Origin of the sequence: Stenotrophomonas sp. MYb57 (assembly GCF_002966815.1) — a bacterium.
Classification (GTDB): Bacteria; Pseudomonadota; Gammaproteobacteria; order Xanthomonadales; family Xanthomonadaceae; genus Stenotrophomonas; species Stenotrophomonas indicatrix.
Window position 1 is genome coordinate 4,557,553 of sequence record NZ_CP023271.1, and the last position, 25,710, is coordinate 4,583,262.

Here is a 25,710-nt window from a genome sequence, read left to right on the forward strand (position 1 = left end):
TTCAATAGAAGAAGGCCATCCTGCCCAGCGGACACCGGCGAAAAGATATATATTTCCTGCGCCTCTTTTATAGGAATGGATATGGCGCGTCGGCAGGTGGTATTCGGCATGCTGGGCACCCAGCTCGACGCAGGCGAGGGTCCGGGCCGCTGGCAGAAGTGGCGCCCGACCGTTTCGCTGGGCATGCATGAGGATTTCCTGCCCGACCGCATCGAGCTGCTGCTGGATGAGCGCCGCTACAGCAAGCTGGCGCGCGTGGTCTGCGAGGACCTGGCGCAGGCCGCGCCGGGCATCAGCGTGCAGCGTCACGACACCTACCTGGCCGATCCATGGGAATTCGAGGGCGTCTACGCCTCCCTGCACGACTTTCTCGCGCGCTACCCGTTCCAGCCGGAGGAGGAGGACTACTACGTCCACATCACCACCGGCACGCACGTCGCGCAGATCTGCTGGTTCCTGTTGACCGAGAGCCGTCATTTCCCCGGACGGCTGCTGCAGACCTCGCCACCGCGCAAGCAGGACGGTGCCGCCGGCACGTACGCGATCATCGACCTGGACCTGTCGCGCTACGACCACATCGCCCAGCGCTTCGCCCAGCAGCAGCTGCTGGATCGCGACCTGCTGAAGGGCGGCATCGCCACCCGCAACGCCGCCTTCAACCGCATGATCGAGCAGATCGAAACGGTGGCCACCCGCTCACGTGCGCCGATGCTGCTGATGGGACCGACCGGCGCCGGCAAGAGCCAGCTGGCCAAGCGCGTGTTCGAGCTGAAGAAGCTCAAGCACCAGCTGCCCGGTCGCTTCGTCGAAGTGAACTGCGCCACGCTGCGCGGCGACGGTGCGATGAGCACCCTGTTCGGTCACACCAAAGGCGCCTACACCGGCGCTTCCAGCGACCGTGCCGGCCTGCTGCGCTCAGCGCACCAGGGGCTGCTGTTCCTGGACGAGATCGGCGAACTCGGCCAGGACGAACAGGCGATGCTGCTGCGGGCGCTGGAAGAGAAGCGCTTCCTGCCGGTCGGCAGTGACCGCGAAGTGGAGAGCGATTTCCAGCTGATCGCCGGCACCAACCGCGATCTGCAGCAGTCGGTGCTGGAAGGCCGCTTCCGCGAAGACCTGCTGGCGCGCCTCAACCTGTGGACGTACCACCTGCCCGGGCTGGCGCAGCGCATGGAAGACATCGAGCCGAACATCGAGTTCGAGCTGGAGCGCTGGTCGCTGGACCAGCACGCGCGGGTGCGCTTCAACACCGAGGCGCGCACGCGCTATCTCGCATTCGCCACCAGCCCGGAAGCGGCGTGGCGTGGCAACTTCCGCGACCTGGGCGCGTCGATCATGCGCCTGGCCACGTTGGCCAGCGCCGGGCGCATCCAGATCGAGGGCGTGGAGGACGAGATCGCGCGCCTGCGGGCACAGTGGCGCGGCGGCGATGCGCCGTCTCCACTGGATGCCCTGCTGGGCGAGGCCGTGGACGCGCTGGACCGTTTCGACCGCGTGCAGCTGGAAGAAGTGGTGCGGGTCTGTGCACGCTCGAAGTCGCTGTCCGCCGCCGGGCGCGAGCTGTTTGCGGTCTCGCGCACCCAGCGCGCCAGCACCAACGACGCCGACCGCCTGCGCAAGTACCTGGCGAAGTTCGGGCTGGACTGGGAGCAGGTGCGGGGGCCGACCAGGTAGCGCGACGGCCCGGCTTGCGCGTGCACCGGTCACGGCGCATGCTCCGGCTGCGACCCCATACCTGAACGGAGATTTCCCATGCAGGACCGCCCCCGCTCGACTTCCAAAACCGGCCTGATCATCGTGCTGGCCTGTGTCGCTGCCTTCGTCCTGCTCGTGGGTGGCTACCAGTTCGGCAAATCACTGGCCAAGGCCGACAACGCTCAGCAGGCTGCGGCCGCCCAGCCAGCACGCTGACCGCGCTCCGGTAGTGCCGGCCGCTGGCCGGCAGCCGCGGCTATCCCGGCACTTGGAGCAGCCGGCCTGCTCCACCCGAAACCGCAGCTTCAGGCGATCTGCACCACGCGTGCGTTCTGGCACAGCGGGTAGCTGCCGACGAATTCAGCGATCGCATCACGCATCGCCTCGAACGACTGGCCGTACATGTACAGCGCGGTCTCGCTCGGGCCCTGCCACCAGCTGCAGATCTCGCCCAGGCCATCGATGCGCTCGGACAGCTGTTCGAACACGTGGTTCGAATCGCACTGCTCGTACACCTCGTCCGGCAGGGTCAGGCCATCCAGATAGATGCCCAGGCCTTCGGTCACGCCGAAGCTGCGGTCGGCCTCGCCTGCGCCCTGCACCTGCGACCCCTTCGGTGCCCCCAGCTGCTCCAGCAGGTCGACCAGCTTCGGCACGCCCGCGGCATCGACCAGTGCCACTTCGATATCGCCGTACTCGACTTCGCCCTCGTCGGACATCGCAGTACCGCCTCCGGTGATCCCGCCCAGCTCGGCCGCCTGCAGCAGCGCGTCCAGCGGATCCTCGAACAGCTCATGGCGATGCTCGGGCTGCAGCCTGGCGTTCAACTTCACGGTGACATGCAGCGTGGGTTCGGTCATGAGGGCGTTCCTGGGAGATGTGGCCGCCATTGTAGAGCCGAAGGTAGCGGCAGGAACCGCTGCCAACGTCGCTTGCGACGGCCCGAAGGGTGACGGTCAGCACGAGCGGCATAGCCCATGCTCGGCTGCCTTTTGTAGAGTCGAGCCGTGCTCGGCTGCCTTTCCCCGTAGAATCAGCCGAGCGCGGGCTCGGCCCCGCAATCACTCCGGTCAGCGCAGGAACGGGATCACTTTGCGCCTGAGCAGTTCCACCAGCACCGGGCCCATGTACTCGTAGTCATCGGGAATATCCAGGCAGATCACCCGCTTGCCGTTCAACCATGCCTTGTAGCGGCTGGAAAGCCGGTTGCGGTGCACCCGCTCCATCACGAACACCAGATCGGCCCACTGCAGCAGCTCGGGGCTGAGCACTTCCTCGGCGTCGGCGAGCAGCCCGGCCGAGGCGGTTTCGACGCCCGGCCAATCGGCGAACACCTGCTCGGCCGTCGGGCTGCGCAGACGATTCTGGCTGCAGAGGAAGAGCACGTTGCGGGTCATCAGCACTCGCCTTTGTAGAGCCGAGCCCGTGCTCGGCTGCTTTCCATCGCGTCGGGGTCAGAGCCCTCCTACGGGAGGGATCCGACCCCGGCGGTGATCAGATCACCGTCAGGTTGGCATACGCCATCACCAGCCACTTGCTGCCGGCGTCGGCGAACTCGATCTGCACGCGTGCGTGGGCACCGTTGCCTTCGTAGTCGGTCACCATGCCTTCGCCGAACTTGGGATGGTTGACCAGCGCACCCAGCTTGATCGGCGGCGTTTCGATGGCGGCGTGTCCCATCACCCGGCTTGCGCCCATCGACGCCGGCCGCGACACCTGCACCTTCGGCCGCACTTCGTGCAGCAGCTCGCGCGGGATCTCGCGCAGGAAACGCGAAGGCAGGCTGTAGTTGTCCTGGCCGTGGATGCGCCGCGATTCGGCGTAGCTGAGCACCAGCTTCTGCCGCGCGCGGGTGATGCCGACGTAGGCCAGCCGACGCTCTTCTTCCAGCCGCCCGCTTTCCTCCAGCGACCGTGCACTGGGGAACAGCCCCTCTTCCACGCCGGCCAGGAACACCAGCGGGAATTCCAGGCCCTTGGCCGAGTGCAGCGTCATCAGCTGCACGCCTTCCTCGCCGGCCTGCGCCTGGCCCTCACCGGCCTCCAGCGCCGCGTAGGCCAGGAACGCGACCAGCTCGTCCATGTCCTCGCCCACTTCCTCGATGTCGTCGGCACGGCGCACGAAGCGCGAGGCCACCGACACCAGTTCGTCGAGGTTGTCGGTGCGCGATTCCGAATCCAGCGCGTTGCGGCTTTCCTTGCTCCAGTGCTCGCGCAGCTGCGAGCGCACCAGCACATGGTCCACGCGCTCGGCCAGGGTCATCTGCAGGGTCTGCGCCTGCAGTTCGTTGACCAGCACCAGGAAGCCGGCCAGCGCATTGCGGGCTCGTGCCGCCAGTGCGCTGCCCTGGGTCACCAGCATGGTGGCTTCCCACAGCGAGATGCCCTGGGCGCGCGCTTCGCGGCGCACTTCGTCCAGCGTGCGGTCACCGATGCCACGCGTGGGCGTATTCACCGCGCGCTCGAATGCAGCGTCGTCGTTGCGGTTGGAGAGCAGGCGCAGGTAGGCCAGCGCATCCTTCACTTCGGCGCGCTCGAAGAAGCGCATGCCGCCATACACGCGGTACGGCACCTGTTCGCTCAGCAGCGCTTCTTCCAGCGCGCGCGACTGCGCGTTGCTGCGGTAGAGCACGGCCACTTCGGTGTAGCTGCCGCCGTCGCGCACCCACTGCCGTGCGCGCTCGACGATGTAGCGCGCCTCGTCCATCTCGTTGTACGCCGCGTACAGGTCGATCGGCTCGCCGTCACCACTGTCGGTCCACAGCTGCTTGCCGATGCGGTCCGGATTGTGCGCGATCACCGCGTTGGCGGCGCTGAGGATGTTGGCGGTGGAACGGTAGTTCTGCTCCAGGCGGATGGTCTGCGCGCCCGGGAAATCGCGCAGGAAGCCCTGCACGTTCTCGACCTTGGCACCGCGCCAGCCGTAGATGGCCTGGTCGTCATCACCGACCACGAACACGTGGCCCTCGTGCCCGGCCAGCACGCGCACGAAGGCGTACTGGATGGCGTTGGTATCCTGGAATTCGTCTACCAGGATCTCGCGGAACCGCGCACGGTAGTGCGACAGCAACGGCGGATTGTCGCGCAGCAGTTCGTGCGCGCGCAGCAGCAGCTCGGCGAAATCGACCAGGCCGGCACGGTCACACCGCGCCTGGTACTCGGCGTAGGCCTGGCGCATGGTTTCCAGCCACGCATCGTTCGGCTCGGGCTGGATGTGCTGCGGGCGGCGGCCCTCATCCTTCTGCGCGTTGATCCACCAGGCAATCTGCTTGGGCGGGTACTTGCCGTCATCCAGCTCCAGCGCCTGTACCACGCGCTTGACCAGCCGCAGCTGGTCGTCCGAATCCATCACCTGGAAGCCTTCGGGCAGCTTGGCGTCCTGCCAGTGCAGGCGCAGCAGGCGGTTGGCCAGGCCGTGGAAGGTGCCGATCCACATGCCGCGACTGCCATGCGGCAGCTGCGCGTCGATGCGATGGCGCATCTCGCCGGCGGCCTTGTTGGTGAAGGTCACCGCGAAAATGCCGTGGGTCGGCACGCCTTCGACTTCATGCAGCCAGGCAATGCGGTGGGTGAGTACGCGCGTCTTGCCCGACCCGGCACCGGCCAGCACCAGGTGGTGACCGAGGGGAGCGGAGACGGCTTCGCGCTGGGCCGGGTTCAGGCCATCAAGCAAGTGGGAGACATCCATGCCTCCATTTTACGGCATCGACGTCGCAGCTCCTGCGACCACCTGCGTGGCAAGTGCCTGCGCCTGCTGACGCAGTTCAGGCACCGCCAGGCTTTCCCACAGGCTGCCGATGCGCAGGCTGCCGAGTACCCCCAGGCGCGCCTGTGGCTGGCCATCCGCTGCACACAGCCGGTCGCCCGGCACACTGCTGTCCAGGCCCAGCCCATGCGGCCCGGAGCGGGCCAGGCCATCGGCCTGCAGTTGCTGCAGCAAGGGATTGCGCAGTGCCGAGGCGCGGGTCTCCACACCGGTGGCATTGACCACCGCAGCGATCGTCCACTGCACGTTGCCGCCGCCCGCCTCGCGGCCCGACAGCCGCAGGGCATCACCGTCGCGCCACACGCGCTGCAGGCGGGCGCGGTGAACGCGCAGCTGGCCGCTGGCCTGCAGCGCCTGCAACTGCTCAGCCACCGGTTCAGCAATGCGATGGCGGTGCACGTCCCAGTAGCGCACCACGTGGCGCAGGAAGCGGCGCTGGTCGGCGGCGTCCATGCTCTGCCACAGCGCTTGGCCGTGCGGGCGGATGCGATCCATCACGCCCTGCCAGGGCATGCCGTCGACCTGTGCCTTGCGCGCGTGCTGGCGCAGCGCGTGCAGGCGCTGGCGCAGGCTCATCGTCAGCAGCTCCTGCGGGTCGAACGCCGGCAGACCGCCGTGGGCGTGCGGCAATGGCAGCAGCCCGTGGCGCGAGATCACGTGCAGCGGTCCGCTATGGCCGCCGGCCACCAACGCCAGCACGGTGTCGGCCATGCTCAGCCCGGAGCCGACGATGGCCAGGGCATGGTCACTGGCCAGCGTGCGTACGCCGTCGTAATCCCAGGCCTCGACCACGTCATCGGCGGGCAACGCATCGGCGCCGTCCACCGGCAACGGCCGCATGCTGTTGCCGGTGGCGATCGCCACCTGCGCTGCATGCAATGTTTGGCCATCGCCCAGCTGCAGCTGGTAACCGTGGTCATCCGGATGCAACGCCAACACCGGCTGGGCCACGATCTGCAATCGCGCCGCACCGGCCGCTTCGGCCTCGCGCAGGCGCTGCTGCAGGTAGGCAGCGAAGTAGTGGCGACACACATAGCGTTCGCCCAGCACTTCGCGCGCCTCGCCCGGGTACGCGTTGGCGGCCTGCAGGAAATCGAGGAAGTCGCCGGGCTGGTCGGCAAAGGCGCTCATCTTCGCCGCCGGCACGTTCAGCAGGTGCTCCGGCCACGGCGTGGCATAGGCAATGCCCTGTGCCAGCTGCGAGGCGGGTTCGAAGATGGCCAGCGCCAACGGCGCCTGGGCCTGGCGCAACACCTGGATCGCCACCAGCACCCCGGCCGCACCACCACCGATGATCGCCAGGTCCAGTTCGCCACTACGCGGTGAATCAGTCATGCGCCGATTGTAGGCCATCGGCCCTGCCCGGCTGGCGCTGGCCTACATCAAGGCATCGGCCAGGCGCGCGATGCCCTCGCGGCTGCGCAGCCACGCGGGACGCTTGCGCCACTGCTCCAGGTCCAGCAGGCGCGACTGGCGCAGGTAGTCGTCCTCGATGGCACACAACTGCGTGACCAGTTGTCGGTCGTAGCAGATCAGGCCGATTTCGGCATTCAGCGCGAACGAGCGGATATCCATGTTGATCGACCCGAGCACGGCGATGTCCTCATCCACGCTCATGTGCTTGGCATGCAGGAACTGCGGCTCGTACAGCGCGATCTGCACACCGCAGCGCAGCAGCTCATCGTAGTAGGCCTCCTGCGCCCACGAGGTCAGCCGCTGGTTGTTGCTGGCCGACAGGATCAGCTGCACCTGCACGCCGGACAGCGCGGCGATGCGCAGTGCACTCAGCGTTGCTTCGTCGGGCACGAAGTAGGGCGTGACCATCACCAGCCGGCGCCGGGCAAGATGGATCAGCGCGGCCACCGCATCGCGCGCGTTGCTGTACGGGTAGGCCGGGCCGCTGGGCAGCAGCTGGGTGGCGATGTCCTCGCTGCACACCGGCACGTCGGCGATGACCTTCAGGCGCTGCCCGGTTTCGATGTACCAGTCGCTGGCGAACACCGCTTCAAGGTGCGCCACCGCAGGCCCGCGCACGCGCGCCACCAGCTCGCGGTTGGGGTGGCCCGCAACGAATTCAGGGCGCGCCAGGTTCTGCGAACCGACATAGCCCACTTCGTTGTCGATCACTGCGATCTTGCGATGGTTGCGCAGGTCCATGCGTCCGCTGCGGCGCCAGCGCAGGCCGCCGGGCAGCATCGCGCGCACTTCGATGTCACGTGACCGCAGCCGCTTGCTGTATGCGCGCAGGCCCCGCTTGGCGCCGACCGCATCCAGCAGCACGCGGCACTGCACCCCGCGCGCTGCGGCACGCTGCAGGGCTTCGACGATGGCCTCGCCCACCGTGTCATCGAACATCAGGTAGTACAGCAGGTGCACCCGGTCCTGGGCCTGGTCGATGTCGGCGATCAGGGTGTGCAGTGATTCGTCATAGTCGGTCAGCAGGTCGATCGCGTTGCCGTGCACCGGCATGAAATCGCCCTGGCGCTGCACCAGCGGCACCACTTCGGCGCTGGCCGAATCGGGCTGCGGCGTCCAGCGCAGGCGGCGCTGCAGCGCCTGTTCTTCACGGATGACCTGCGAGGCCTCGGCCTGCCGGCGGATGCGCTCGCGCGACAGCCACGGATGCCCGAACAGCAGATAGAGCGGCAGGCCCAGCAGCGGCACGAAGCCGACCAGCAGCAGCCAGCTGCGCGCCGCGCCCGGCGTAGTGCGGGTGGGGATCCAGCACAGCGCCACCAGCCGGATCAGCCAGTCGATCAACAGCAGGTACGAGCCCAGCAGCCACTCGAACAGCATCGCGTCGCCCGTTGGGAGGTGTGGGGCCATTCTGCCCAGCGGGGTGTGCAGAGTCGAGCAGCGCTGGGGACAGCGTGCCGACCAACGGTCGGCACCCACGGGGTCGGAACGTGTCGACCAAGGTCGACACCTACCTGGGGCGGGGGCACAAAAAAACCCGCCACGAGGGCGGGTTTTTTCGGAAGCGACCCGCAATCCTTGCGGATTACTTGATCTTGCCTTCCTTGTACGGGACGTGCTTGCGCACGACCGGATCGTACTTGGAGAATTCCATCTTCCCCGGGGTGTTCTTCTTGTTCTTGTCGGTCGTGTAGAAGTGACCGGTACCAGCGGTCGAAATCATACGGACCTTATCGCGCTTGCCTGCCATGATCGTCTACTCCTCAGACCTTTTCGCCGCGCGCACGCAGCTCAGCCAGAACGGAATCGATACCGTTCTTGTCGATGGTGCGCAGTGCATGCGCGGAAACACGAAGCTTCACCCAGCGGTTCTCGCTGGCAACCCAGAAGCGGCGCTCGTGCAGATTCGGCAGGAAACGACGACGGGTCTTGTTGTTGGCGTGCGAGACGTTGTTACCCGTCTGCACTCGCTTGCCGGAAACCTGGCATACGCGGGACATGGCGCACCTCGATAGTAAGTTGTGTCTCCCCGTAGCCCGGGGGACGGCGGCCTCGGTGGTTGCCCACCACACGTCAAGAGAATCAAAGGGTTACGCTGGCGTTGGGCGACCGGGGACGTGCTCCCGGGGGCGCCGCCCGATAGAAAACCGGACACAGCGAGCCGCGCATTATGCACGCAATCAAGACCTTGCGCAACTTACCCACAGGCCACGCCTGAACACGCTGACGGCGCCCTGCTCTCAGCGCAGGTGCGGTACCACCTGGGCCAGCAGGTGGGCATCCTTCAGTGCGCCATGCAGGCCGCGGGTGCCGGGAATACGCAGGCGCTGCAGCACATCGTCGAGCTTGTTGGGCATGCCCGGCCAACGGCTGCGGGCCAGCTTCAGGCTGCAGGTCACGCGGCAGTGCTGGGCCAGCCCACCGGCCAGCCCCGCCAGGCGCAGCTCGTTGTCGAGGAAACCGACGTCGAAGGTGGCGTTGTGCGCGACCATCTCGCTGCCACGCAGGAACTCCAGCAGTTCGGCGGCCTTGCTCGCAAACAGCGGCTTGCCCACCAGCATGGCATCGCTGATGCCGTGCACGCGCTGCGCGCCCCAGTCCACCTTCCGCTGCGGCTGCAGGTAGGTGTGGAACTGGCGGCCGCTGAGTTGTCCATCGACCAGTTCCACCGCCCCGATTTCAATCACCCGATGGCCCAGGCGATGCGAGATACCGGTGGTTTCGGTGTCCAGTGCGACGACGCGGCTCACGGCGCACGCCGGTATGCAGCGGCCGGCATGCGGCAGACAAGGGACGGTAGGGATGGCAGTGCGGTCATGCGGTGCTGGATCCTGTTGCGCGCGCCCCGTGCGGCGGGGGCAGATGAGGCGGGATTGTCCCACGCAGTGCGTCGGCAGGAGCGCGGATGAACACAGCGATGTCGGCATACTGCTGATTCACTGCGGAGGCTCCAATGCGACTGCTGGCCCTCACCTACGGCACCGAAGGCGATACGCGCCCGCTGGTCATGCTCTGCCATGGGCTGATCGCGGCCGGTCACGAGGTCATGCTGCTGGCCGACGGCGGCACCCTCGACAGCGCGAAGGCCTTGGGCGTCCCGCACGCCGCGCTGGAAGGCGACATCCACGACGAAGTGGTGGCGCTGGTCTCACGCGGCAATGGCGTGGCCGCCGCCAGCACCGGGCTGGCACGGATGGCGCTGCAACACGTCGCCGGTTGGATGCGCCAGGCCGATGCTGCAGCCGACGGCTGCGATGCGATCCTGACCGGTGGCCTGGCTGCGTTCGTCGGCATGAGCGTCGGCGAGCGTCGCGATCTTCCGGTGATCGGCGCCGGCATGATTCCGCTGACGCCGACGCGCGCGTTCCGCTCGCCCTTCCTGCCGCCCGGACGCTCGCCGGGCTGGTTGAACCGGGCCAGTTATGGCCTGGTCAACGGCCTGATCTGGCGACAGTTCCGCGGCCCGATCAACACGGCCCGCCAGCACGCCGGGCAGCCGCCACGACGCTCGCTCTGGGCTGGCCTGCCGATGCTGTATGGCATCTCGCCGCAGCTGCTGCCACCACCTTCGGACTGGCCGGCCGAGCACCTCGTGTGCGGCCAATGGTCGGCCCCTGCTGCGCCGTGGCATCCGTCGTGCGAACTGCAGGCTTTCCTCGATGCAGGACCGCCGCCGGTCTATCTGGGCTTCGGCAGCATGACCGGCTTCGAGCGCGAACGTGTGCTGCCGGCGCTGTTGTCGGCGCTGGCGCCACGCCGCGTGCTGCTGTTTCCCGGTTGGGTCGGCGTGCCCGACATGACGCTGCCCGACTCGGTACGGGTGATCGGCCCGACCCCGCATGAAGCGTTGTTGCCGCGCTGCGCACTGGCGATCCACCACGGCGGCAGCGGCACCACGCATTCGGCCTGCCGCGCCGGCATACCGTCGATGGTGATGCCGTTCGCCGCCGACCAGTTCTTCTGGGCCGATCGACTGCAGCACCTGAGCGTGGCACCGGCGCCACTGTCACCCAAGCGGTTGCAGCCGAAGGTGTTGGCCGATGCGCTGGCGTTCGCCGAGCATGCCGATACACGCGCACGTGCGGTCGCGCTGGGCGCTGCAATGGCGAACGAGGATGGAGTGGCATGCGGCGTGGCCGCACTCGAGCGCTGGCTCAGCCCAACGTCTCCACCACCCAATCAATGAACACCCGCAGCCGCTGGCTCATGTGCCGGTTCGGCGGGAACATCACGTGCATCGGCATCGGCGGCAGCTGCCAATCGTGCAGCACGGGCAGCAGCTCGCCGCGCGCCACATGCGGTTCGGCCATGTAGCTGGGCAGCGCGACCACGCCGAGGCCGGCCAGGCCAGCGGCCAGATAGGCGTTGCCATCATCGAAGCCGATTGAATAGCGCCCCTGCACCTCGACGCGCTCGGCGCCACGCTGCGCGGTGAACACGCGGGCGCGGCCACTGCGTGGGCTGAGAAAACCGACCGTGTGGTGGTCCGGCCCTTCCAGCGCGCGCGGATGCTCCGGCACACCGAACCGCTGCACATAGCCCGGGCTGGCATGGAAGCCGATCGGCAGGCGCGCCAGCGGTCGTGCCACCAGCGCGGGATCGGCAGGCGCGCCACCACGGATCACGCAATCGATGTTGTCGGCGATGACATCCACCTCGCGGTCGCTGACGCCGATGTCCAGCTGGATCTCCGGATAGCGCGCCTGGAAATCCGGCAATGCCGGCACCAGCCGCAGGCACGCATACGGCCCCGGCACGTCGACACGCAGGCGCCCGCGCGGTTGTGCGGCGGCCTCGCCCAGCCCCCCTTCAACCTCTTCCAGCTCGGCCAGCAGGCGAACGATGCGCGGGTAATACGCCGCGCCATCGGCAGTGACGCTGACCCGGCGCGTGGTGCGGTTGAGCAGCCGCAACCGCAGATGCCCTTCCAGCTGCTGCACCAGCTGGGTGACCGTGGTGCGGCTGAGCTGCAGGGTGTGCGCGGCGCGGGTGAAGCTGCCGGTCTCCACCACCCGGGCGAACGCGCGCATCGCTTCGAAACGGTCCATGGCCGCGGCTGTGATTGTTTGGAATTTGCAATCAATCTAGACCGATCATCACGGTTTATCCAGACAGCGACAGTGGGGAGGATGGTCCGCTCCCGTCTGGAATCCGTCCCATGTCCCACCGTGATGTTGTCTTTCCCGCCGGCCGGCAGGCGCTGTACGAGCGAAACCGCTATTCGCCGGCGATCCGATCCAATGGCTTCCTGTTCGTTTCCGGCCAGGTCGGCAGCCGCGAGGATGGCTCGCCCGAACCGGACTTCGAGACCCAGGTCCGCCGCGCCTTCGACAATCTCAACGCGGTGCTGGCCGCGGCCGGCTGCACGTTCGATGACGTGATCGACGTGACCGTGTTCCTGGTCGACCCGGAAACCAACTTCGAAAAGGCCTGGGCGATCGTGCCCGAGTACTGGGGCCAAGCGCCGCACCCGACCCTGACCGGCATCGGCGTGACCTGGCTGTATGGGTTCCAGTTCGAGATCAAGGTGATCGCCAAGCTGCCCGCAGACCGGTAGTGCCGGCCGCTGGCCGGCAACGGCGGGCGATTGCCTGCGCTCATGAGGTTGCCGGCCAGCGGCCGGCACTACCTGGGATCGCAGGCTGGGCGTCGAAAGGCGTGCCGACCAAGCTCGGCACCTACCAGAGCCGAAGGCGGCATCCAGTGGCGTACCCCGCACCTGAACGGGAGGTTCCGACAAATTCCCGAGGTGGCCATTGATATTGTATCCACCGAAAACCGCTTGCTAGCCTCCCCTCCATGCGCCGGATCGCCCGCCACCTTCGTTCGACCCTGCTGATGCTGCTGATGGCGGCATTCGTGGTCGTGCCGGTGGCTGATGTGCTGGCGTGTGCGGTGGAACCGCACGACAGCACCGTGGTGCATGTGGAAGCCGGTGCCGAAGATGCCGACGGTGACACTGACAACGACGGCAAGCACGCCGCTGCCTGCAGCCACAACCACTGCCACCACTCCAACCTGAGCCTGCCGGCGAGCACCTTCGCCGCCTTTGGCACGCCGCAACCGGCGCGCTGGACGAATGCAGGCGATGCGGCGACCTATGCGGTCGCCCAGGACGAACTGGCACGTCCTCCCCGGGCGTGAGTTGAGCGCGTCCCGCAATCGCGGGCTCCCGTTTCACTCACAACCGGAATCCCCCTATGTCGATCCTGACACGTCGGTCGCCGCGCGCGGCCGGGCTGGTCGTCGCCGTGCTGCTGGGCCTGATCCCCGCCGCACAGGTCGCCGCACAAGCCGCACCTTCGTACGACACCCTGCTTGAACGCCTGGACCAGCTGCCCGGCGCCCGCGTCGGCGCGGCATTGGCCGAGGCGGCCGACGCCCGCGCCGACCAGGCCCGGGCGCTGCCCAATCCATCCCTTTCCTGGTCCGCCGAAAACGCTTGGGGCACAGGCTCCTACGGCGGCATGGGCCGGGCCGACACCGTGCTTACCCTGTCCCAGCCTCTGGAGGTCTGGGGCCAGCGCGGCGCGCGCGTCCGCGCCGCCCGCGCCGAGGCACAGGCCGCTGCCCTGCGGGGTTCGCAGAGCCGCAGCGATGTCGCCAGCCAGTTGGCGGCGATCTACGCACAGGCGGAAAGCGCCCTGCGTCGCTACACGCTGGCCGAAGAAGCGCTGAGCCTCACCCGCGACGATGCGGCGGCGGTCACCGCCATGGTCAAGCATGGCCGCGAGCCGCAGTTGCGTGCCGTGCAGGCACAGAGTGAAGTGGCCAATGCCAGCGCCGCGCTGGATGAGGCGCAGGCCTTCCGCGACGCCGCGCTGGCCCGCCTGGCCGGTGCGGCCCTGCTGGATGCACCGGTGCAGACCATCGACAACAGTCTGCTCGATCGCGCACCGCCAGCACCGCGTGGCGCCACCGATGTGGCTCTGGCCGTGCGTGTGGCCGAAGCCGAAGTTGATGCGGCCGGTCGTCTGGTCGACGTCGAGCGCAAGCGCGCCCTGCCCGACCTCAGCGTTACCGCCGCGCAGACGCGTTTCCGCGAGGACCGCGAACAGGCCTACACGCTCGGCGTCAGTCTCTCGATCCCGTTGTTCGACCGCAATCGTGGTGGCATCCGCGCCGCCAGTGCCGAACAGCGCGCGGCCGAAGCGCGCTTGGACCAGCAGCGGCGCGACAGCGAAGCCGAACGCTTGTCGGCGGTAGCGGGCCTGAAGGCCGCCGGCAGCCGCACCCGCGCCGCCGACGAAAGTGTGGTCGCCGCCGAGGAAGCCTATCGGCTGGCGCGCATCGGCTTCGACGCCGGGCGCATCTCGCAGCTGGAACTGCGCAGCACCCGCAGTGCCCTCATCGCCGCCCGCGGCACCGCTGTGGACGCGCGCCTGTCGCGCGTTGGCGCGGAAATCGATCTCGCCCGCCTCGAAGGGCGCGCACCCTTTGTGGAGGCCCGATGAACCTGTTCCGTTCTTTCCCGCTGGTTGGCGGCTTGTTGCTGACTGCATTGCTGGCCGGTTGTTCTGGTAACACACAGGCCCCGGCAGTCTCGGAGCCCGCCGGCAAGGCAACGGCCGACGATGGCCATGGCCACGCCGCCGACAGCACCGATGCCAAGGCCGAAACCGGCAGCGCGGCAGATGCCGACGAAGGCGTGGTGCAGCTGACGCCAGAGCAGATCAAGGCATCCGGCATCGACGTGGTGGCCGTCGGCCGCGGCGGCGGTGGTTCGACGCGGCTGTCCGGCCGGGTGGAACCGTCGATCGGTGCACGTGCCTCGGTCGCTTCCACCGTGACCGGTCGCGTGGAGCGCGTGCTGGTCGCACCGGGCACGGCAGTGAAGCAGAACCAGACGCTGGCGATCGTGGTCAGTGGCGAGGCGGCGGTGTTCCGCGCCAATGCGGTTGCCGCCGCCGCGGAGGCCGAGGCGGCGCGCCTGGCCCACGGCCGCGACAAGGCACTGGTCGAACAGGGCGTGGTCGCTCGCCAGGAACTGGAAACGTCACGCGCGCGATCGCTGGCGGCGCAGGCGCAGGCCGCTGCCGCGCAGGCACAGGCCGCCGCCAACGGTTCACCCGACAGCAGCGGCCGCGTGCGCATCACCAGCCCGGTGGCCGGCATCGTCGGCAACGTGCAGGTCACGCCCGGCGGCGTGGTGGCGGCCGGCAGCCCGGTGGCCGACGTCGCCGATCCGTCGATGAACGAGCTGGTGTTCACCGCGCCACCGGCGCTGGCCGCGCAGGTCACGCCGGGCATGACGCTGGAAGTGACCGTGCCGGGCGGCAGCTTCAGTGCCGCCGTCACCGGTTCGGCCGCCGATGTGCGCCAGCAGGGTGGCGTGGCGGTGATCCGTGCCATGCCGGTGGATGCCGCATTGCCGCCGGCCGGTTCGCCGGTGTCGGCGGTGGTGGTCACCGACGGCAAGGACGGCGCGTTGAGCGTGCCGGCTGATGCGGTACAGAACGTCGGCGGCAGCAGCGCGGTATTCGTCGCCGTCCAGGGCGGTTTCAAGGTGCAGCCGGTACTGGCCGGCCGACGTGCCGGTGACCGCATCGAGATTCTCGGCGGCTTGAACGGCGACGAACGCATCGTCGGCGCCAACGCGTTCCTGCTCAAGGCCGAACTGGCCAAGGGCGAAGCCGAGCACGGGCACTGAGGACCTTCCATGTTCAAGCTCATCATTGAAACCGCGGTACGCCACCGCTGGCTGGTCGTGGCCCTGGCTGCACTCGTTGCCGCCGTGGGCCTGTTCCAGCTCGGCAAGCTGCCGATCGATGCGGTACCGGACATCACCAACCGCCAGGTGCAGATCAACACCGTGGCACCGGCACTGACGCCCGAGCAGATCGAGCGACAGGTGACCTATCCGCTGGAAACCGCGCTGGCCGGCATCCCCGGCCTGACCACCACCCGTTCGCTGTCGCGCAATGGTTTCTCGCAGGTCACCGCGATCTTCACCGATGCCACCGACATCTACTTCGCCCGCCAGCAGGTGGCCGAGCGCATGCGCGAGGCCGCCGAAGCGCTGCCCGAGGGTGCCTCGCCGATGCTGTCGCCGGTCACCACCGGCCTCGGCGAGGTGTTGATGTGGACGGTGGACTTCACCGCGTTCGACCCTGCGAAGCTGGCCAAGCCCGGTGAAGCCGGCTGGCAGGCCGGCGAGGTCTACCGCACGCCGGAAGGCAACCTGCTGCGCACGCCGGAAGAACGTGCCACCTACCTGCGCACCGTGCAGGACTGGATCATCGCGCCGCAGATGCGCTCCAGCCCCGGGCTGGCGGGCGTGGACACCGTCGGTGGCTACGTGAAGGAATACGGCGTGCATCCGGACAGCGCGCGGTTGGCCGCGCATGGCCTGGGCCTGGCTGATCTGGTGACGGCCCTGCAGCGCTCCAACGTACAGGCCGGTGCCGGCTTCGTGCAGCGCGCCGGCGAAGGCCTGGTGGTGCGTGCCGACGGTCTGGCACTGACCACCGACGATCTGGCACAGGCGCCGGTAGCCACTCGCAACGGCGTGGTGGTGCGGGTGGCCGATGTGGCCGATGTCGGCCTCAGCCGCGCACCGCGCCTGGGTGCGGCCAGCCGCAACGGCCATGAAGCCGTGCTCGGTACCGCGCTGATGATCGCCGGCGGCAACAGCCGCACCGTGGCCCAGGCGGCCGCCACACGGCTGAAGCAGGTGAATGCCTCGCTGCCGGCGGACATCGTGGCCGCGCCGGTGCTGGACCGCAGCGTGCTGGTCAATTCCACCATCAAGACCGTGGCCAGGAACCTCACCGAGGGCGCGCTGCTGGTGGTGGTGGTGCTGTTCCTGCTGCTCGGCAACCTGCGCGCGGCGACGATCACCGCACTGGTGATCCCGCTGTCGTTCCTGTTCGCGGTGATCGGCATGAACCGCTTCGGCATCAGTGGCAACCTGATGAGCCTGGGTGCGCTGGACTTCGGCATCCTGGTGGACGGCGCGGTGATCGTGATCGAGTCGACGCTGCTGATGCTGGGCCAGCGTCGTGCCGAACTGGGCCGCGCGTTGACCGCGATGGAACGCCTGCGCGTAGCCGCCGATTCGGCGCGAAAGATGGCACGCCCGGCAGCGTTCGGCCAGCTGATCATCCTGCTGGTGTTCGCACCGATCCTCACCCTGAAAGGTGTGGAGGGCAAGACGTTCCACCCGATGGCCGCTACGTTCATGCTGGCCTTGGTGGGTGCCTTCATCTTCTCCTTCACCTTCGTGCCGGCGATGGCCGCGCTGATGGTGCGCGAGCCGAAGCCGAAGGAAGGCGAGGCACACAGTGATGATGGCCAGCACGAAACGAAGCTGATCCGCGTGCTGCGTGGACGCATCGAGCCGATCATCCGCCAGGCCGTCGCGCGGCCGCGCGCAGTGATCGCCGGTGCAGCGTTGATGCTGCTGGTGGGCATTGGTTCGTTCGGCCTGCTCGGCCGCGAATTCATGCCTACCCTGGATGAAGGCAACGTGGCGATGCAGGCACTGCGCGTCCCGTCTACTTCGCTGGAGCAGTCGCTGGCGATGCAGCTGGCACTGGAGAAGGCCATCGCCCAGCAACCGGAAGTGGAAACGGTGTTCTCGCGTACCGGCACCGCCGAAGCGGCAATCGACCCGATGCCGACCAACATCTCCGACAGCGTGATCGTGCTCAAGCCACGTGCGGACTGGCCCGATCCGACGCTGGGCAAGGAGGCGCTGGTGGCCCGCTTCGAAGAACTGGCCGGCCAGCAGCTGGGCAACAGCTTCGAGTTCAGCCAGCCGATCGAGCTGCGTTTCAACGAGTTGATTTCCGGCGTGCGCACCGATCTGGCGGTGATGATCTTCGGCGATGACTTCAGCCAGCTGCAGAAGGTGGCCGACCAGGTGGCGCTGAAGCTGCGCGCGGTGGAGGGCGCGGCCGATGTGCGGGTGGAGCAGATTTCCGGCCTGCCCACGCTCAACGTCAAGATCGACCATGTAGCGGCAGCGCAGTACGGGCTGACCGCCGCCGACGTCAGCGATGCGCTGTCCACCGGCATCGGCGGCACGGCAGCCGGCAAGATCTTCGAGGGCGACCGTCGCTTCGATGTGGTGGTGCGGTTGGATGACAGCGCCCGCAACGACCCGGATCAGCTGGCCTCGCTGCCGATCGCCACGCCGGCCGGCGTGGTGATTCCGCTGTCCTCGGTGGCACGCATCAGCGTCAGCGAAGGGCCGAACCAGATCAGCCGCAACAACGGCAGCCGCCGGGTGGTGGTGCAGGCCAATGTGCGCGGCCGCGACCTCGGTGGATTCGTTGGCCAAGCACAGGCCGCCGTGGCCGACGTGGCACTGCCGCCCGGTGCGTACCTGACCTGGGGTGGCCAGTTCGAGAACCTGCAGCGCGCGGAAAAGCGCTTGGCCACGGTGGTGCCAGTGGTATTCCTGCTGATCGGCAGCCTGCTGTTCATGGCCCTGCGCAGCGGCAAGGAAGCGGTGCTGGTGTTCAGCTGCGTACCGCTGGCGCTGGTCGGCGGCATCCTCGCCCTGCTGCTGCGCGGCATGCCGTTCTCGGTGTCGGCCGCGGTGGGCTTCATCGCCGTGTCCGGCGTGGCCACGCTCAACGGCCTGGTGCTGATGCAGGCGATCCGCGAGCGTCTGGACGCCGGTGACGTGCCGATGATGGCCGCGATCAACGGTGCATCCAGCCGTATCCGCGCGGTGCTGACCACCGCACTGGTGGCCATCGTCGGCTTCATTCCGATGGCGATCGCCAGTGGTTCCGGTGCGGAAGTGCAGAAGCCGCTGGCGACGGTGGTGATCGGTGGCCTGATCACCGCCACGGTGCTGACCCTGCTGGTGCTGCCGACCTTCGCCGCGCGCGTGGCGAAGGTGCGGACGGCGGGCTGAAAGATCACGGGGTCGGATCCTGTGATCCGACCCCGTCTACCGCGCTTCGCGCTCGCCGGGCATGGCCCGGCGCTACCACCGCACGTTCCGGTAGCGCCGGGCCATGCCCGGCGGCGCGGCGATCAGGCCTTCTTGCGCTCGGCAATGTACGCCTGGATCTGCTGCTCCAGCACCGGCAACGGCACCGAACCCTGCTTCAGCAGGGTGTCGTGGAAGCCCTTGACGTCGAACTTGTCGCCCAGCTCCTTCTCGGCCTGCGCACGCAGGCGCACGATGGCGATCTCGCCGAGCTTGTAGCTCAACGCCTGCCCCGGCCAGGAAATGTAGCGATCCACTTCGGTGGTCACTTCGTGCTCACTCAGCGCCGTGTGGTCACGCAGGTAAGCCAGCGCCTGCTCGCGGCTCCAGCCCTTGCTGTGCACGCCAGTGTCGATCACCAGGCGCGTGGCGCGCCACATCTCGTAGGTCAGGCGACCGAAATCCTCGTACGGGGTTTCGTAGATTCCCATTTCCACGCCCAGCTTCTCGCAGTACAGCGCCCAACCTTCGCCATAGGCGGAGATGTAGGCATTGCGGCGGAACTCCGGCAGGTTCTTCTGCTCGGCAGCGATGGCACCCTGCAGTGCATGGCCCGGATCGGATTCGTGCAGGGTCAACGCCGGCAGGTTGTACAGCGGGCGCGACGGCAGGTTGTAGGTATTGAGCCAGTAGGTGCCCATGCCACCACGGCCGGCGGTCCAGAACGGCGCGATGTCCGGCGGCACCGGCACGATGGTGAAGCGCGCGCGCGGCAATGTCATGTACTTGCCGAGCTGGCCATCGGCGCGCTTGGAGATCCATGCGGCGCGCGACAGCAGTTCTTCCGGCGTCTTGGCATAGAACTGCGGGTCGGTACGCAGGAAGGTCAGGAACTCGGCAAAGCTGCCCTTGAACTTCACCTGCTTGATGATGTCGTTCATTTCCTTCTGGATGCGTGCCACTTCATCCAGCCCGATGCGGTGGATCTCGTCCGGCGACAGGTCCAGCGTGGTGTATTCGTGGATCTGCTGCTTGTAGTACGCCTTGCCGTCAGGCATCGCTTCGGCGGCCAGGGTGGTACGCGCCTGTGGCACGTATTCGTTGACGAAGAAAGTGCGCAGTTGCTGGAACGCCGGCACCACCTTGCCGCTGATCGCCGCGCGGGCCTGTGCCTGCAGCTTGGCCTGCTCCGCAGCCGGGACGGTGTTGGGCAGCTTCTTGAACGGCGCGTACAACGGCGATTCGGTCGGGTCCTTCAGTTCGGCGACAGTGGCGATGGACACCTCGCGGCCATCAAGCACCGCACGCGGCACGCTGAAGCCGCGCTTCAGGCCGGCACGCATGTTCCCGGTCTGCTGGTCGAAGTAGCGCGGCACATCATTCAGGCGCGCGATGTAGTTCTGGTAGTCCTGCACGGTCTTCATCTCGCGCCGGGCCATGAAGGACAGGTTGGACCAGAACGAGGAATCGGCGTTGAACGGCATCTCGTAGCCGCGCAGGCGCACTTCTTCGGCCAGGTTGAACACCTGGTCGCGGTAGATCGCGTAGTTGACCTGGTTGTCGGGCGAAAGGGTCTTCGGGTCGATCTTCTTCAGCGCGGCCAGGGTCTGGTCCCATACCTCCAGGCGTGCCTGCTGCGCGGCCGGGCCGACGTCGGGCATGCGGGTGGCATTGGCCGGCGCGTCTTCGTCCTCGCTGGCCTCGCCGCCGCCTTGCTGGCGCCACTTCCATTCCTTCTCGTACAGCGCGCGGAAGGCGGCATCGGCGGGCGACTCGGTAGCCACGCTGGCCGGCGCGACGGCGGTGGGTGGTGCGGCCAGGGCCACGGCAGGGGCAGACAGGGCGATCAGCAGGGCTACGGCAAGACGGGTTTTCACAAGCACAGGTTCCCGGGAAGGCAGACCCCGATCATGGCACCCCGCACCGCGCATGGCATGGGACGAAGGTCCTGCCTCAGTAGATCCACGCCATGCGTGGATGCTCCTGCCGCGGACGCATCGGGCCAACCAAGGTCGGCATCACCCGGGCACGGCGGTGCCTGCGTGGCCGCTCGGGTAGCTGCCAACCTTGGTTGGCACCCGGAGAAAACCAGCGCCGACCAAGGTCGGCGTCTACCGGGGCGTCAGTGACTGGCCTTGTCCCGCTTCCAGCCGCGATGCTTGATGTCCAGCTGCAGGCTGTACAACGCGGTGAACGCCGGGAACAGGTTCTGCAGCACGCCCACCGAGTCCTGCTTGGCCGAGAACAGGAAGTAGCTCAGCGTCATCAGGCTGCCGACCACGCTCATGTACCAGAACAGCCGCGGGATCACCGGCTTGCCGGCGCGCTTGGAGGCGACGAACTGGACCAGCCAACGGCCACCGAACATCAACGCGCCGGTGTAGCCGATCAGCTTCCAACCGGTCACATGCAGGCCGGTCCAGTACAACCAGGTCAGCGGCTGGTCCAGCCAGTGCAGCTCCAGATCCATCAACGCTCCTCCACCGCGGTGCGCTTGCTGCGGGTGATCAGCCAGGCCACGCCGCGCAGGTCGCGGATGCCGACCAGCGCGCGGCCCAGGTTGTTGTACTTGGACACGCCGGCCGTACGGTGGCGATGGTTGACCGGCACGCTGGTGGTCTTCCAGCCGGCACGCTGCATCAGCGCCGGCAGGTAGCGATGCATGTGGTCGAAGTACGGTAGATCGAGGAAGGCGTTGCGCTCGAACAGCTTGATGCCGCAGCCGGTATCGGGGGTGTCATCGCGCAGCATGCGCGCGCGGATGGCATTGGCCCACTTGCTGGCCCAGCGCTTGCTGCCGCTGTCCTGGCGGTTGACGCGCCAGCCGGCGAACAGCTTCACCTGGGCATCGGCCGCATCACGGGCGTCCAGCAGCCTGGGGATGTCGGCCGGATCGTTCTGGCCATCACCGTCGAGGGTGGCGATCCACGGCGCACGCGCGTGCTTGACGCCGGTACGTACCGCGGTGCTCTGCCCGCTCTGCGAGACGTGGTGCAGCACGCGCAGCTCCGGCGTGGTGGCCTTCAGGCCCTGCAGCACGGCCAAGGTGTCATCGCGCGAATGATCGTCGATGTAGACGATCTCGAACGGCAGCCGTCCGCGCAGTGCAGCGGTGATTTCGGCCACCAGGGGCGCGACGTTGTCGCGCTCGTTGAATACGGGGACAACGACGGACAGCTCGGGTTGGCTCATGGGGGGACTCGGCCAAGGAGGGACAAAGACCGCGCATTTTCCGAAGCCGAGGTTATCCGAAGATGAATCCGGCGGCGTGAGGATCGGTTTTCAGGCGCGATCAGCAAAATACTCGCGACACCACTGCACCACCGGCGGCAGGCCCTGTTCGATCGGCATGACCGGTTCGTAGCCAAATGCGTCATGTGCGCGCCGGGTATCGGCCATCGTGCGCACCATGTCACCCGGCTGCATCGGCTTGTAGACCTTCTGCGCGGGGCGACCGGCGGCCTGCTCGATCACGCCGATGAAGCGCTCCAGCTCGACCGGCGTGTGGTTGCCGAGGTTGAACACCCGGTGCGGCACCGGACCATCCGCCGGATGCGCGAGGGCGCCGAGAATACCGGCCACGATGTCGGAGACATGTGTGAAATCGCGCTGCATGCGGCCTTCGTTGAACACATCGATCGAACGACCGGCCAGCACCGCGCGCGAGAACAGCAGCGGCGCCATGTCCGGCCGGCCCCACGGGCCATACACGGTGAAGAAGCGCAGGCCGGTGGCACGCAGGCCATACAGCTGTGCGTAGGTATAGGCCATCAGTTCATTGGCGGCCTTGGTGGCGGCGTACAGCGAGCGCGGCTGGTCCACGCGCTGGTCTTCGGAAAACGGCGGCGTGGCCGAATCGCCGTACACCGAACTGCTGGACGCATACACCAGATGCTGCACGCCACGGTGGCGGCACAGCTCGAGCATGTTGACGAAGCCGACCAGGTTGCTGTCGACGTAGGCGTGCGGGTTCTCCAGCGAATAGCGCACGCCGGCCTGCGCAGCCAGGTGGATCACCGCAGTCGGCTGCACTTCCTCGAACAGCGCGGCCAGGCCGTCGCGGTCGGTCAGGTCCAGCGTGCGCAGATCCAGCGTCGGGCACAGCGCGGCCACGCGGTCGCGCTTGATCTGTGGGTCGTAGTAATCGTTGAAGTTGTCCAGGCCGACCACCGACTGGCCCGCATCAAGCAGGGCACGGGCGGTGTAGGCACCGATGAAGCCGGCTGCGCCGGTGAGCAGGATGGTCATTGCGGTGAGCCTGGAATTCAACGGTCAATTCAGTAGTGATGGCGTCTGATGGTACGCGCAGGGCCTAGAACAGGCCGAAACGCTTCTTGGCCACATTGGTGCGCCCCGGCTGGATGACATCCTGGATGTTCTTCGCATCGAAGCGATCCAGCAGGGTTTCCGAGTCCTTTTTCAGCTTCAGGTCCATCTCTTCCGGGTACAGCGGCACGATCGCCATGAACTCGATGGTGGTGCCGTCTTCCAGCGCCAGCGTGCCGAAGTCCTCTGGGGTCGTGACCGGCGGCAGCACGATGGCCCCATCGAACCCCACGCCCGGTGCATAGGGCTCGGACGGATGGCCGTTGGGAATGGTGTGGCCGAAGCCCAGCCAGGTGTCGTACTCGTGCGGCAGCCGCGCCAGGGTCTTCAGCAGGCGCACCGGCCAATAGTTGCGCTCATCCTCGAAGGCATCCTGGGTGATCGGCCAATCCGCCGGCAGGGTCACCATCAGTTCCATGTGCCGGGGGGCGTCCACCTCGTCGGGCACGGCCATCGGCAGATCGCTCATGCCCGAGGTCACCAGCCGCAGGTACGGGCACTCGTCGGTGGCGGGCACCACATGCACGTCGATGTGCACGATATCGGAGATGATTTCATGGAAGACGCCGGAGATCGGACCAAGATGGCGCTCGATGTGCGCGCTGATCTCCTCGATGTGCGACTCGCCCTGGGCCGGGGTGAAGTCCTTCTCGCGGCTGTGCACGAGGATCGGGCTGCCGCCCTGGCTGACGTCGTCTACTTCAATGGTCATGTCCTGCTCCCTGGATGAGCCACGGGGCGGAGCGGCCCACCTGCGGTGGACGATACGACCTCCGGCACGCGCGGCGGTGCGTTCCCTGCAATCGACGGCACACGGCAGGAACAGGCCGTGCGCCCATGAAGATGCGCCGGGGTCAGCCCTGGCGCGTGCGCAGCCGCTCCAGCACGCCATCGAGCGTGTCCAGGTTGGCGTAATGGATGATCAGCTTGCCCTTGCCGCCGCGGCCATGGTTGATCGCAACGGAAGTCCCCAGCACTTCGGACAGCTCGGTTTCCAGCGAGGCGATATCGGCCTGCTGCACCTTGGCCACCGGCTGCGGACGGTTGCTCGGCACCTTGCCGGCGGCAAACGCCTGCGCGCGGCGCTCGACCTCGCGCACCGACCAGCCTTCATCGGCCGCTTCCTGGGCCAGCTTGCTGGCCAGTTCTGGGGCCAGCGTCAGCAGCGCGCGGGCGTGCCCCATCTCCAGCCGGCGCGTTTCCAGCAGCAGGCGGATGGCGATCGGCAGCTCCAGCAGGCGCAGCAGGTTGGACACCGCCGCGCGCGAGCGACCGACGGCCTCGGCGGCCTCGGCATGGGTCAGGGTGAATTCGCTGATGAGGCGCTGCAGCGCTTCGGCTTCTTCCAGCGGGTTGAGGTCTTCGCGCTGGATGTTCTCGATCAGCGCCATCGCGATGACGGTGCGGTCTTCCAGCTCGCGCACCACCACCGGCACTTCGTCCAGGCCGGCCAGCTGCGAGGCGCGCCAGCGACGTTCACCGGCGACGATCTCGAAGTTGCCTGCCGGCAGCTGGCGCACCAGGATCGGCTGGATCACGCCCTGCGACTTGATCGAGTCGGCCAGTTCGGACAGCTTGCCCTGGTCCATCTCGCGACGCGGCTGGTACTTGCCCGGCTGCAGCTGGCCTACCGGCAGCTTGCGCAGCACTTCACCGGGCAGCGGCTCGATCACCGCCGTACTGGCCTGCACCTGGCTGACCGCGCCCTTCGGACCGAGCAGTGCGTCCAGGCCGCGGCCGAGGCCTCGCTTCTTGGCTGCAGGCTTGCTGCTGGTCATCAGACGGTCTCCACGGCCTTGGTGGCCTTGTTGCGTTCGTTGTTGCGACGGATGATCTCGCCGGCCAGGCCGAGGTAGGCCACGCCGCCGCGCGAAGCACGATCGTAGCCGACGATGCTCTGGCCATGGCTGGGCGCCTCGGCCAAGCGCACGTTGCGCGGCACGATGGTGCGGAACACCCGGTCGCCGAAGTGCTCGGTGAGCTCGGCCGACACGGCATTGGCCAGGTTGTTGCGCACGTCGAACATGGTGCGCAGCACGCCTTCGATCTCCAGCGCCGGGTTGAGGTTGGCACGCAGCGCTTCGATGGTTTCCACCAGCGCGCTCAGGCCTTCCAGTGCGTAGTACTCGCACTGCATCGGCACGATCACCGAATCGGCGGCGGCCAGTGCGTTGAGAGTCAGCAGCGAGAGCGCCGGCGGGCAGTCGATCAGGATGTAGTCGTACTCATCGCGGATCGGTGCCAGCGCGCGCTTCAGGCGCTGCTCGCGCTCGCTCTGCGCCATCAGCTGGATCTCGGCCGCGGTCAGGTCGATGTTGCCCGGCAGCAGGTCGTAGCCTTCGGCGGTCTGCACGCGCACGTCGGCGGCGCTGGACTCGCCCAGCAGCAGGTCGTAGGTGGAGGAGACCAGCTCGCGCTTGTCCACGCCACTGCCCATGGTCGCGTTGCCCTGGGAATCCAGGTCGACCAACAGCACGCGCTTGGGTGCGTTGGCCAGGGAAGCGGCCAGGTTGACGGCGGTCGTGGTCTTGCCGACGCCACCCTTCTGGTTGGCGATGGCGATGATGCGGGCCATGCGGGTGTGCCTCGTCGACGTGTGCTGGGACCGGTCATTATGCGTA

General features: G+C 67.6%; 24 protein-coding genes. 8 read left to right on the forward strand and 16 right to left on the reverse strand.

Features of this window, described 5'->3' with window-relative positions:
• Positions 1–81 precede the first annotated feature (81 nt).
• Together rtcR and CLM74_RS21700 are read left to right on the forward strand one after the other, a co-directional pair.
• Positions 82–1,674, forward strand: a complete 1,593-nt coding sequence (gene rtcR / locus CLM74_RS20850; protein ID WP_105164868.1) for an RNA repair transcriptional activator RtcR — start codon at positions 82–84, stop codon at positions 1,672–1,674.
• A gap of 78 nt (positions 1,675–1,752) precedes the next feature.
• Positions 1,753–1,911 carry a hypothetical protein gene (locus tag CLM74_RS21700; protein WP_165780913.1) on the forward strand — a complete coding sequence of 53 codons (159 nt, stop codon included), beginning with the start codon at positions 1,753–1,755 and terminating at the stop codon, positions 1,909–1,911.
• A gap of 89 nt (positions 1,912–2,000) precedes the next feature.
• Here the strand turns inward: CLM74_RS21700 and CLM74_RS20855 are convergent, their stop codons facing one another.
• From CLM74_RS20855 to dnaQ, 8 genes are all read right to left on the reverse strand, one after another.
• The gene (locus CLM74_RS20855) at positions 2,001–2,555 is read right to left on the reverse strand and encodes a hypothetical protein (RefSeq protein ID WP_025878052.1); all 555 of its coding nucleotides are present in this window, start codon (positions 2,553–2,555) and stop codon (positions 2,001–2,003) included.
• A gap of 210 nt (positions 2,556–2,765) precedes the next feature.
• Entirely contained in the window at positions 2,766–3,092 is a 327-nt protein-coding gene (locus tag CLM74_RS20860; protein ID WP_105164869.1) for a low molecular weight protein tyrosine phosphatase family protein, read from the reverse strand.
• A gap of 97 nt (positions 3,093–3,189) precedes the next feature.
• Positions 3,190–5,382 carry a DNA helicase II gene (gene uvrD, locus CLM74_RS20865; protein WP_032976788.1) on the reverse strand — a complete coding sequence of 731 codons (2,193 nt, stop codon included), beginning with the start codon at positions 5,380–5,382 and terminating at the stop codon, positions 3,190–3,192.
• Positions 5,383–5,391: 9 nt separating this feature from the next.
• The gene (locus CLM74_RS20870) at positions 5,392–6,813 is read right to left on the reverse strand and encodes an FAD/NAD(P)-binding protein (protein WP_105164870.1); all 1,422 of its coding nucleotides are present in this window, start codon (positions 6,811–6,813) and stop codon (positions 5,392–5,394) included.
• A 24-nt stretch (positions 6,814–6,837) separates the two neighbouring features.
• Complete coding sequence (cls, locus tag CLM74_RS20875) at positions 6,838–8,256, reverse strand: cardiolipin synthase (RefSeq protein WP_105164871.1); 1,419 nt, start codon at positions 8,254–8,256, stop codon at positions 6,838–6,840.
• 205 nt (positions 8,257–8,461) lie between these two features.
• Positions 8,462–8,629: a 50S ribosomal protein L33 gene (gene rpmG / locus CLM74_RS20880; protein WP_170272460.1), complete on the reverse strand. Its 168-nt coding sequence runs from the start codon at positions 8,627–8,629 to the stop codon at positions 8,462–8,464.
• Positions 8,630–8,639: 10 nt separating this feature from the next.
• Entirely contained in the window at positions 8,640–8,876 is a 237-nt protein-coding gene (gene rpmB, locus CLM74_RS20885) for a 50S ribosomal protein L28 (RefSeq protein ID WP_005411638.1), read from the reverse strand.
• Positions 8,877–9,116: 240 nt separating this feature from the next.
• A complete protein-coding gene (dnaQ, locus tag CLM74_RS20890) occupies positions 9,117–9,626 on the reverse strand; it encodes a DNA polymerase III subunit epsilon (protein WP_025878062.1) in 510 nt (169 codons plus the stop codon).
• A 203-nt stretch (positions 9,627–9,829) separates the two neighbouring features.
• Between dnaQ and CLM74_RS20895 the strand changes: the two genes are divergently transcribed.
• Complete coding sequence (locus CLM74_RS20895) at positions 9,830–11,062, forward strand: glycosyltransferase (RefSeq protein ID WP_105164872.1); 1,233 nt, start codon at positions 9,830–9,832, stop codon at positions 11,060–11,062.
• On the opposite strand, the gene CLM74_RS20900 is transcribed toward CLM74_RS20895, so the two are convergent.
• Positions 11,031–11,924, reverse strand: a complete 894-nt coding sequence (locus tag CLM74_RS20900; protein WP_105164873.1) for a LysR family transcriptional regulator — start codon at positions 11,922–11,924, stop codon at positions 11,031–11,033. The two genes, CLM74_RS20895 and CLM74_RS20900, sit on opposite strands and share 32 nt — an antisense overlap.
• Positions 11,925–12,034: 110 nt before the next feature.
• On the opposite strand from CLM74_RS20900, the gene CLM74_RS20905 reads away from it, so the two are divergent.
• From CLM74_RS20905 to CLM74_RS20925, 5 genes are all read left to right on the forward strand, one after another.
• Positions 12,035–12,433, forward strand: a complete 399-nt coding sequence (locus tag CLM74_RS20905) for a RidA family protein (RefSeq protein ID WP_059065633.1) — start codon at positions 12,035–12,037, stop codon at positions 12,431–12,433.
• Between the two features lie 242 nt (positions 12,434–12,675).
• Entirely contained in the window at positions 12,676–13,020 is a 345-nt protein-coding gene (locus CLM74_RS20910; RefSeq protein WP_032976781.1) for a hypothetical protein, read from the forward strand.
• Positions 13,021–13,076: 56 nt separating this feature from the next.
• Positions 13,077–14,330, forward strand: coding sequence for a TolC family protein (locus tag CLM74_RS20915; RefSeq protein WP_059065635.1), 1,254 nt, complete (start codon positions 13,077–13,079; stop codon positions 14,328–14,330).
• Positions 14,327–15,526: an efflux RND transporter periplasmic adaptor subunit gene (locus CLM74_RS20920; RefSeq protein ID WP_105164874.1), complete on the forward strand. Its 1,200-nt coding sequence runs from the start codon at positions 14,327–14,329 to the stop codon at positions 15,524–15,526. The genes CLM74_RS20915 and CLM74_RS20920 overlap by 4 nt, the downstream gene beginning before the upstream one ends.
• A gap of 9 nt (positions 15,527–15,535) precedes the next feature.
• The gene (locus tag CLM74_RS20925) at positions 15,536–18,745 is read left to right on the forward strand and encodes a CusA/CzcA family heavy metal efflux RND transporter (RefSeq protein ID WP_105164875.1); all 3,210 of its coding nucleotides are present in this window, start codon (positions 15,536–15,538) and stop codon (positions 18,743–18,745) included.
• A gap of 122 nt (positions 18,746–18,867) precedes the next feature.
• Here the strand turns inward: CLM74_RS20925 and CLM74_RS20930 are convergent, their stop codons facing one another.
• The 7 genes from CLM74_RS20930 to CLM74_RS20960 form a co-directional block, all read right to left on the reverse strand.
• On the reverse strand, positions 18,868–20,640 hold the full coding sequence (locus tag CLM74_RS20930) for a DUF885 family protein (protein WP_025878076.1): 1,773 nt from the start codon (positions 20,638–20,640) through the stop codon (positions 18,868–18,870).
• 245 nt (positions 20,641–20,885) lie between these two features.
• Positions 20,886–21,233 carry a lipid-A-disaccharide synthase N-terminal domain-containing protein gene (locus CLM74_RS20935; protein ID WP_025878793.1) on the reverse strand — a complete coding sequence of 116 codons (348 nt, stop codon included), beginning with the start codon at positions 21,231–21,233 and terminating at the stop codon, positions 20,886–20,888.
• Entirely contained in the window at positions 21,233–21,955 is a 723-nt protein-coding gene (locus CLM74_RS20940; RefSeq protein WP_099589329.1) for a glycosyltransferase family 2 protein, read from the reverse strand. The genes CLM74_RS20935 and CLM74_RS20940 overlap by 1 nt, the downstream gene beginning before the upstream one ends.
• A gap of 90 nt (positions 21,956–22,045) precedes the next feature.
• Positions 22,046–23,011: an NAD-dependent epimerase/dehydratase family protein gene (locus CLM74_RS20945; RefSeq protein WP_025878791.1), complete on the reverse strand. Its 966-nt coding sequence runs from the start codon at positions 23,009–23,011 to the stop codon at positions 22,046–22,048.
• 64 nt (positions 23,012–23,075) lie between these two features.
• Entirely contained in the window at positions 23,076–23,801 is a 726-nt protein-coding gene (locus CLM74_RS20950) for a suppressor of fused domain protein (protein ID WP_105164876.1), read from the reverse strand.
• 142 nt (positions 23,802–23,943) lie between these two features.
• Positions 23,944–24,867: a ParB/RepB/Spo0J family partition protein gene (locus CLM74_RS20955; protein WP_025878789.1), complete on the reverse strand. Its 924-nt coding sequence runs from the start codon at positions 24,865–24,867 to the stop codon at positions 23,944–23,946.
• Positions 24,867–25,664 (reverse strand): ParA family protein, encoded by a 798-nt coding sequence (locus CLM74_RS20960; RefSeq protein ID WP_025878788.1) that lies wholly within the window; start codon positions 25,662–25,664, stop codon positions 24,867–24,869. The genes CLM74_RS20955 and CLM74_RS20960 overlap by 1 nt, the downstream gene beginning before the upstream one ends.
• Between the last annotated feature and the right edge of the window lie 46 nt (positions 25,665–25,710).

Bases quoted from the DNA above. Each gene is read 5' to 3' on its own strand.
- rtcR (WP_105164868.1), top strand. From the start codon at position 82: ATGGCGCGTCGGCAGGTGGTATTCGGCATGCTGGGCACCCAGCTCGAC.
- CLM74_RS21700 (WP_165780913.1), top strand. From the start codon at position 1,753: ATGCAGGACCGCCCCCGCTCGACTTCCAAAACCGGCCTGATCATCGTG.
- CLM74_RS20855 (WP_025878052.1), bottom strand. From the start codon at position 2,555: ATGACCGAACCCACGCTGCATGTCACCGTGAAGTTGAACGCCAGGCTG.
- CLM74_RS20860 (WP_105164869.1), bottom strand. From the start codon at position 3,092: ATGACCCGCAACGTGCTCTTCCTCTGCAGCCAGAATCGTCTGCGCAGC.
- uvrD (WP_032976788.1), bottom strand. From the start codon at position 5,382: ATGGATGTCTCCCACTTGCTTGATGGCCTGAACCCGGCCCAGCGCGAA.
- CLM74_RS20870 (WP_105164870.1), bottom strand. From the start codon at position 6,813: ATGGCCTACAATCGGCGCATGACTGATTCACCGCGTAGTGGCGAACTG.
- cls (WP_105164871.1), bottom strand. From the start codon at position 8,256: ATGCTGTTCGAGTGGCTGCTGGGCTCGTACCTGCTGTTGATCGACTGG.
- rpmB (WP_005411638.1), bottom strand. From the start codon at position 8,876: ATGTCCCGCGTATGCCAGGTTTCCGGCAAGCGAGTGCAGACGGGTAAC.
- CLM74_RS20895 (WP_105164872.1), top strand. From the start codon at position 9,830: ATGCGACTGCTGGCCCTCACCTACGGCACCGAAGGCGATACGCGCCCG.
- CLM74_RS20900 (WP_105164873.1), bottom strand. From the start codon at position 11,924: ATGGACCGTTTCGAAGCGATGCGCGCGTTCGCCCGGGTGGTGGAGACC.
- CLM74_RS20905 (WP_059065633.1), top strand. From the start codon at position 12,035: ATGTCCCACCGTGATGTTGTCTTTCCCGCCGGCCGGCAGGCGCTGTAC.
- CLM74_RS20910 (WP_032976781.1), top strand. From the start codon at position 12,676: ATGCGCCGGATCGCCCGCCACCTTCGTTCGACCCTGCTGATGCTGCTG.
- CLM74_RS20915 (WP_059065635.1), top strand. From the start codon at position 13,077: ATGTCGATCCTGACACGTCGGTCGCCGCGCGCGGCCGGGCTGGTCGTC.
- CLM74_RS20920 (WP_105164874.1), top strand. From the start codon at position 14,327: ATGAACCTGTTCCGTTCTTTCCCGCTGGTTGGCGGCTTGTTGCTGACT.
- CLM74_RS20925 (WP_105164875.1), top strand. From the start codon at position 15,536: ATGTTCAAGCTCATCATTGAAACCGCGGTACGCCACCGCTGGCTGGTC.
- CLM74_RS20935 (WP_025878793.1), bottom strand. From the start codon at position 21,233: ATGGATCTGGAGCTGCACTGGCTGGACCAGCCGCTGACCTGGTTGTAC.
- CLM74_RS20940 (WP_099589329.1), bottom strand. From the start codon at position 21,955: ATGAGCCAACCCGAGCTGTCCGTCGTTGTCCCCGTATTCAACGAGCGC.
- CLM74_RS20945 (WP_025878791.1), bottom strand. From the start codon at position 23,011: ATGACCATCCTGCTCACCGGCGCAGCCGGCTTCATCGGTGCCTACACC.
- CLM74_RS20950 (WP_105164876.1), bottom strand. From the start codon at position 23,801: ATGACCATTGAAGTAGACGACGTCAGCCAGGGCGGCAGCCCGATCCTC.
- CLM74_RS20955 (WP_025878789.1), bottom strand. From the start codon at position 24,867: ATGACCAGCAGCAAGCCTGCAGCCAAGAAGCGAGGCCTCGGCCGCGGC.
- CLM74_RS20960 (WP_025878788.1), bottom strand. From the start codon at position 25,664: ATGGCCCGCATCATCGCCATCGCCAACCAGAAGGGTGGCGTCGGCAAG.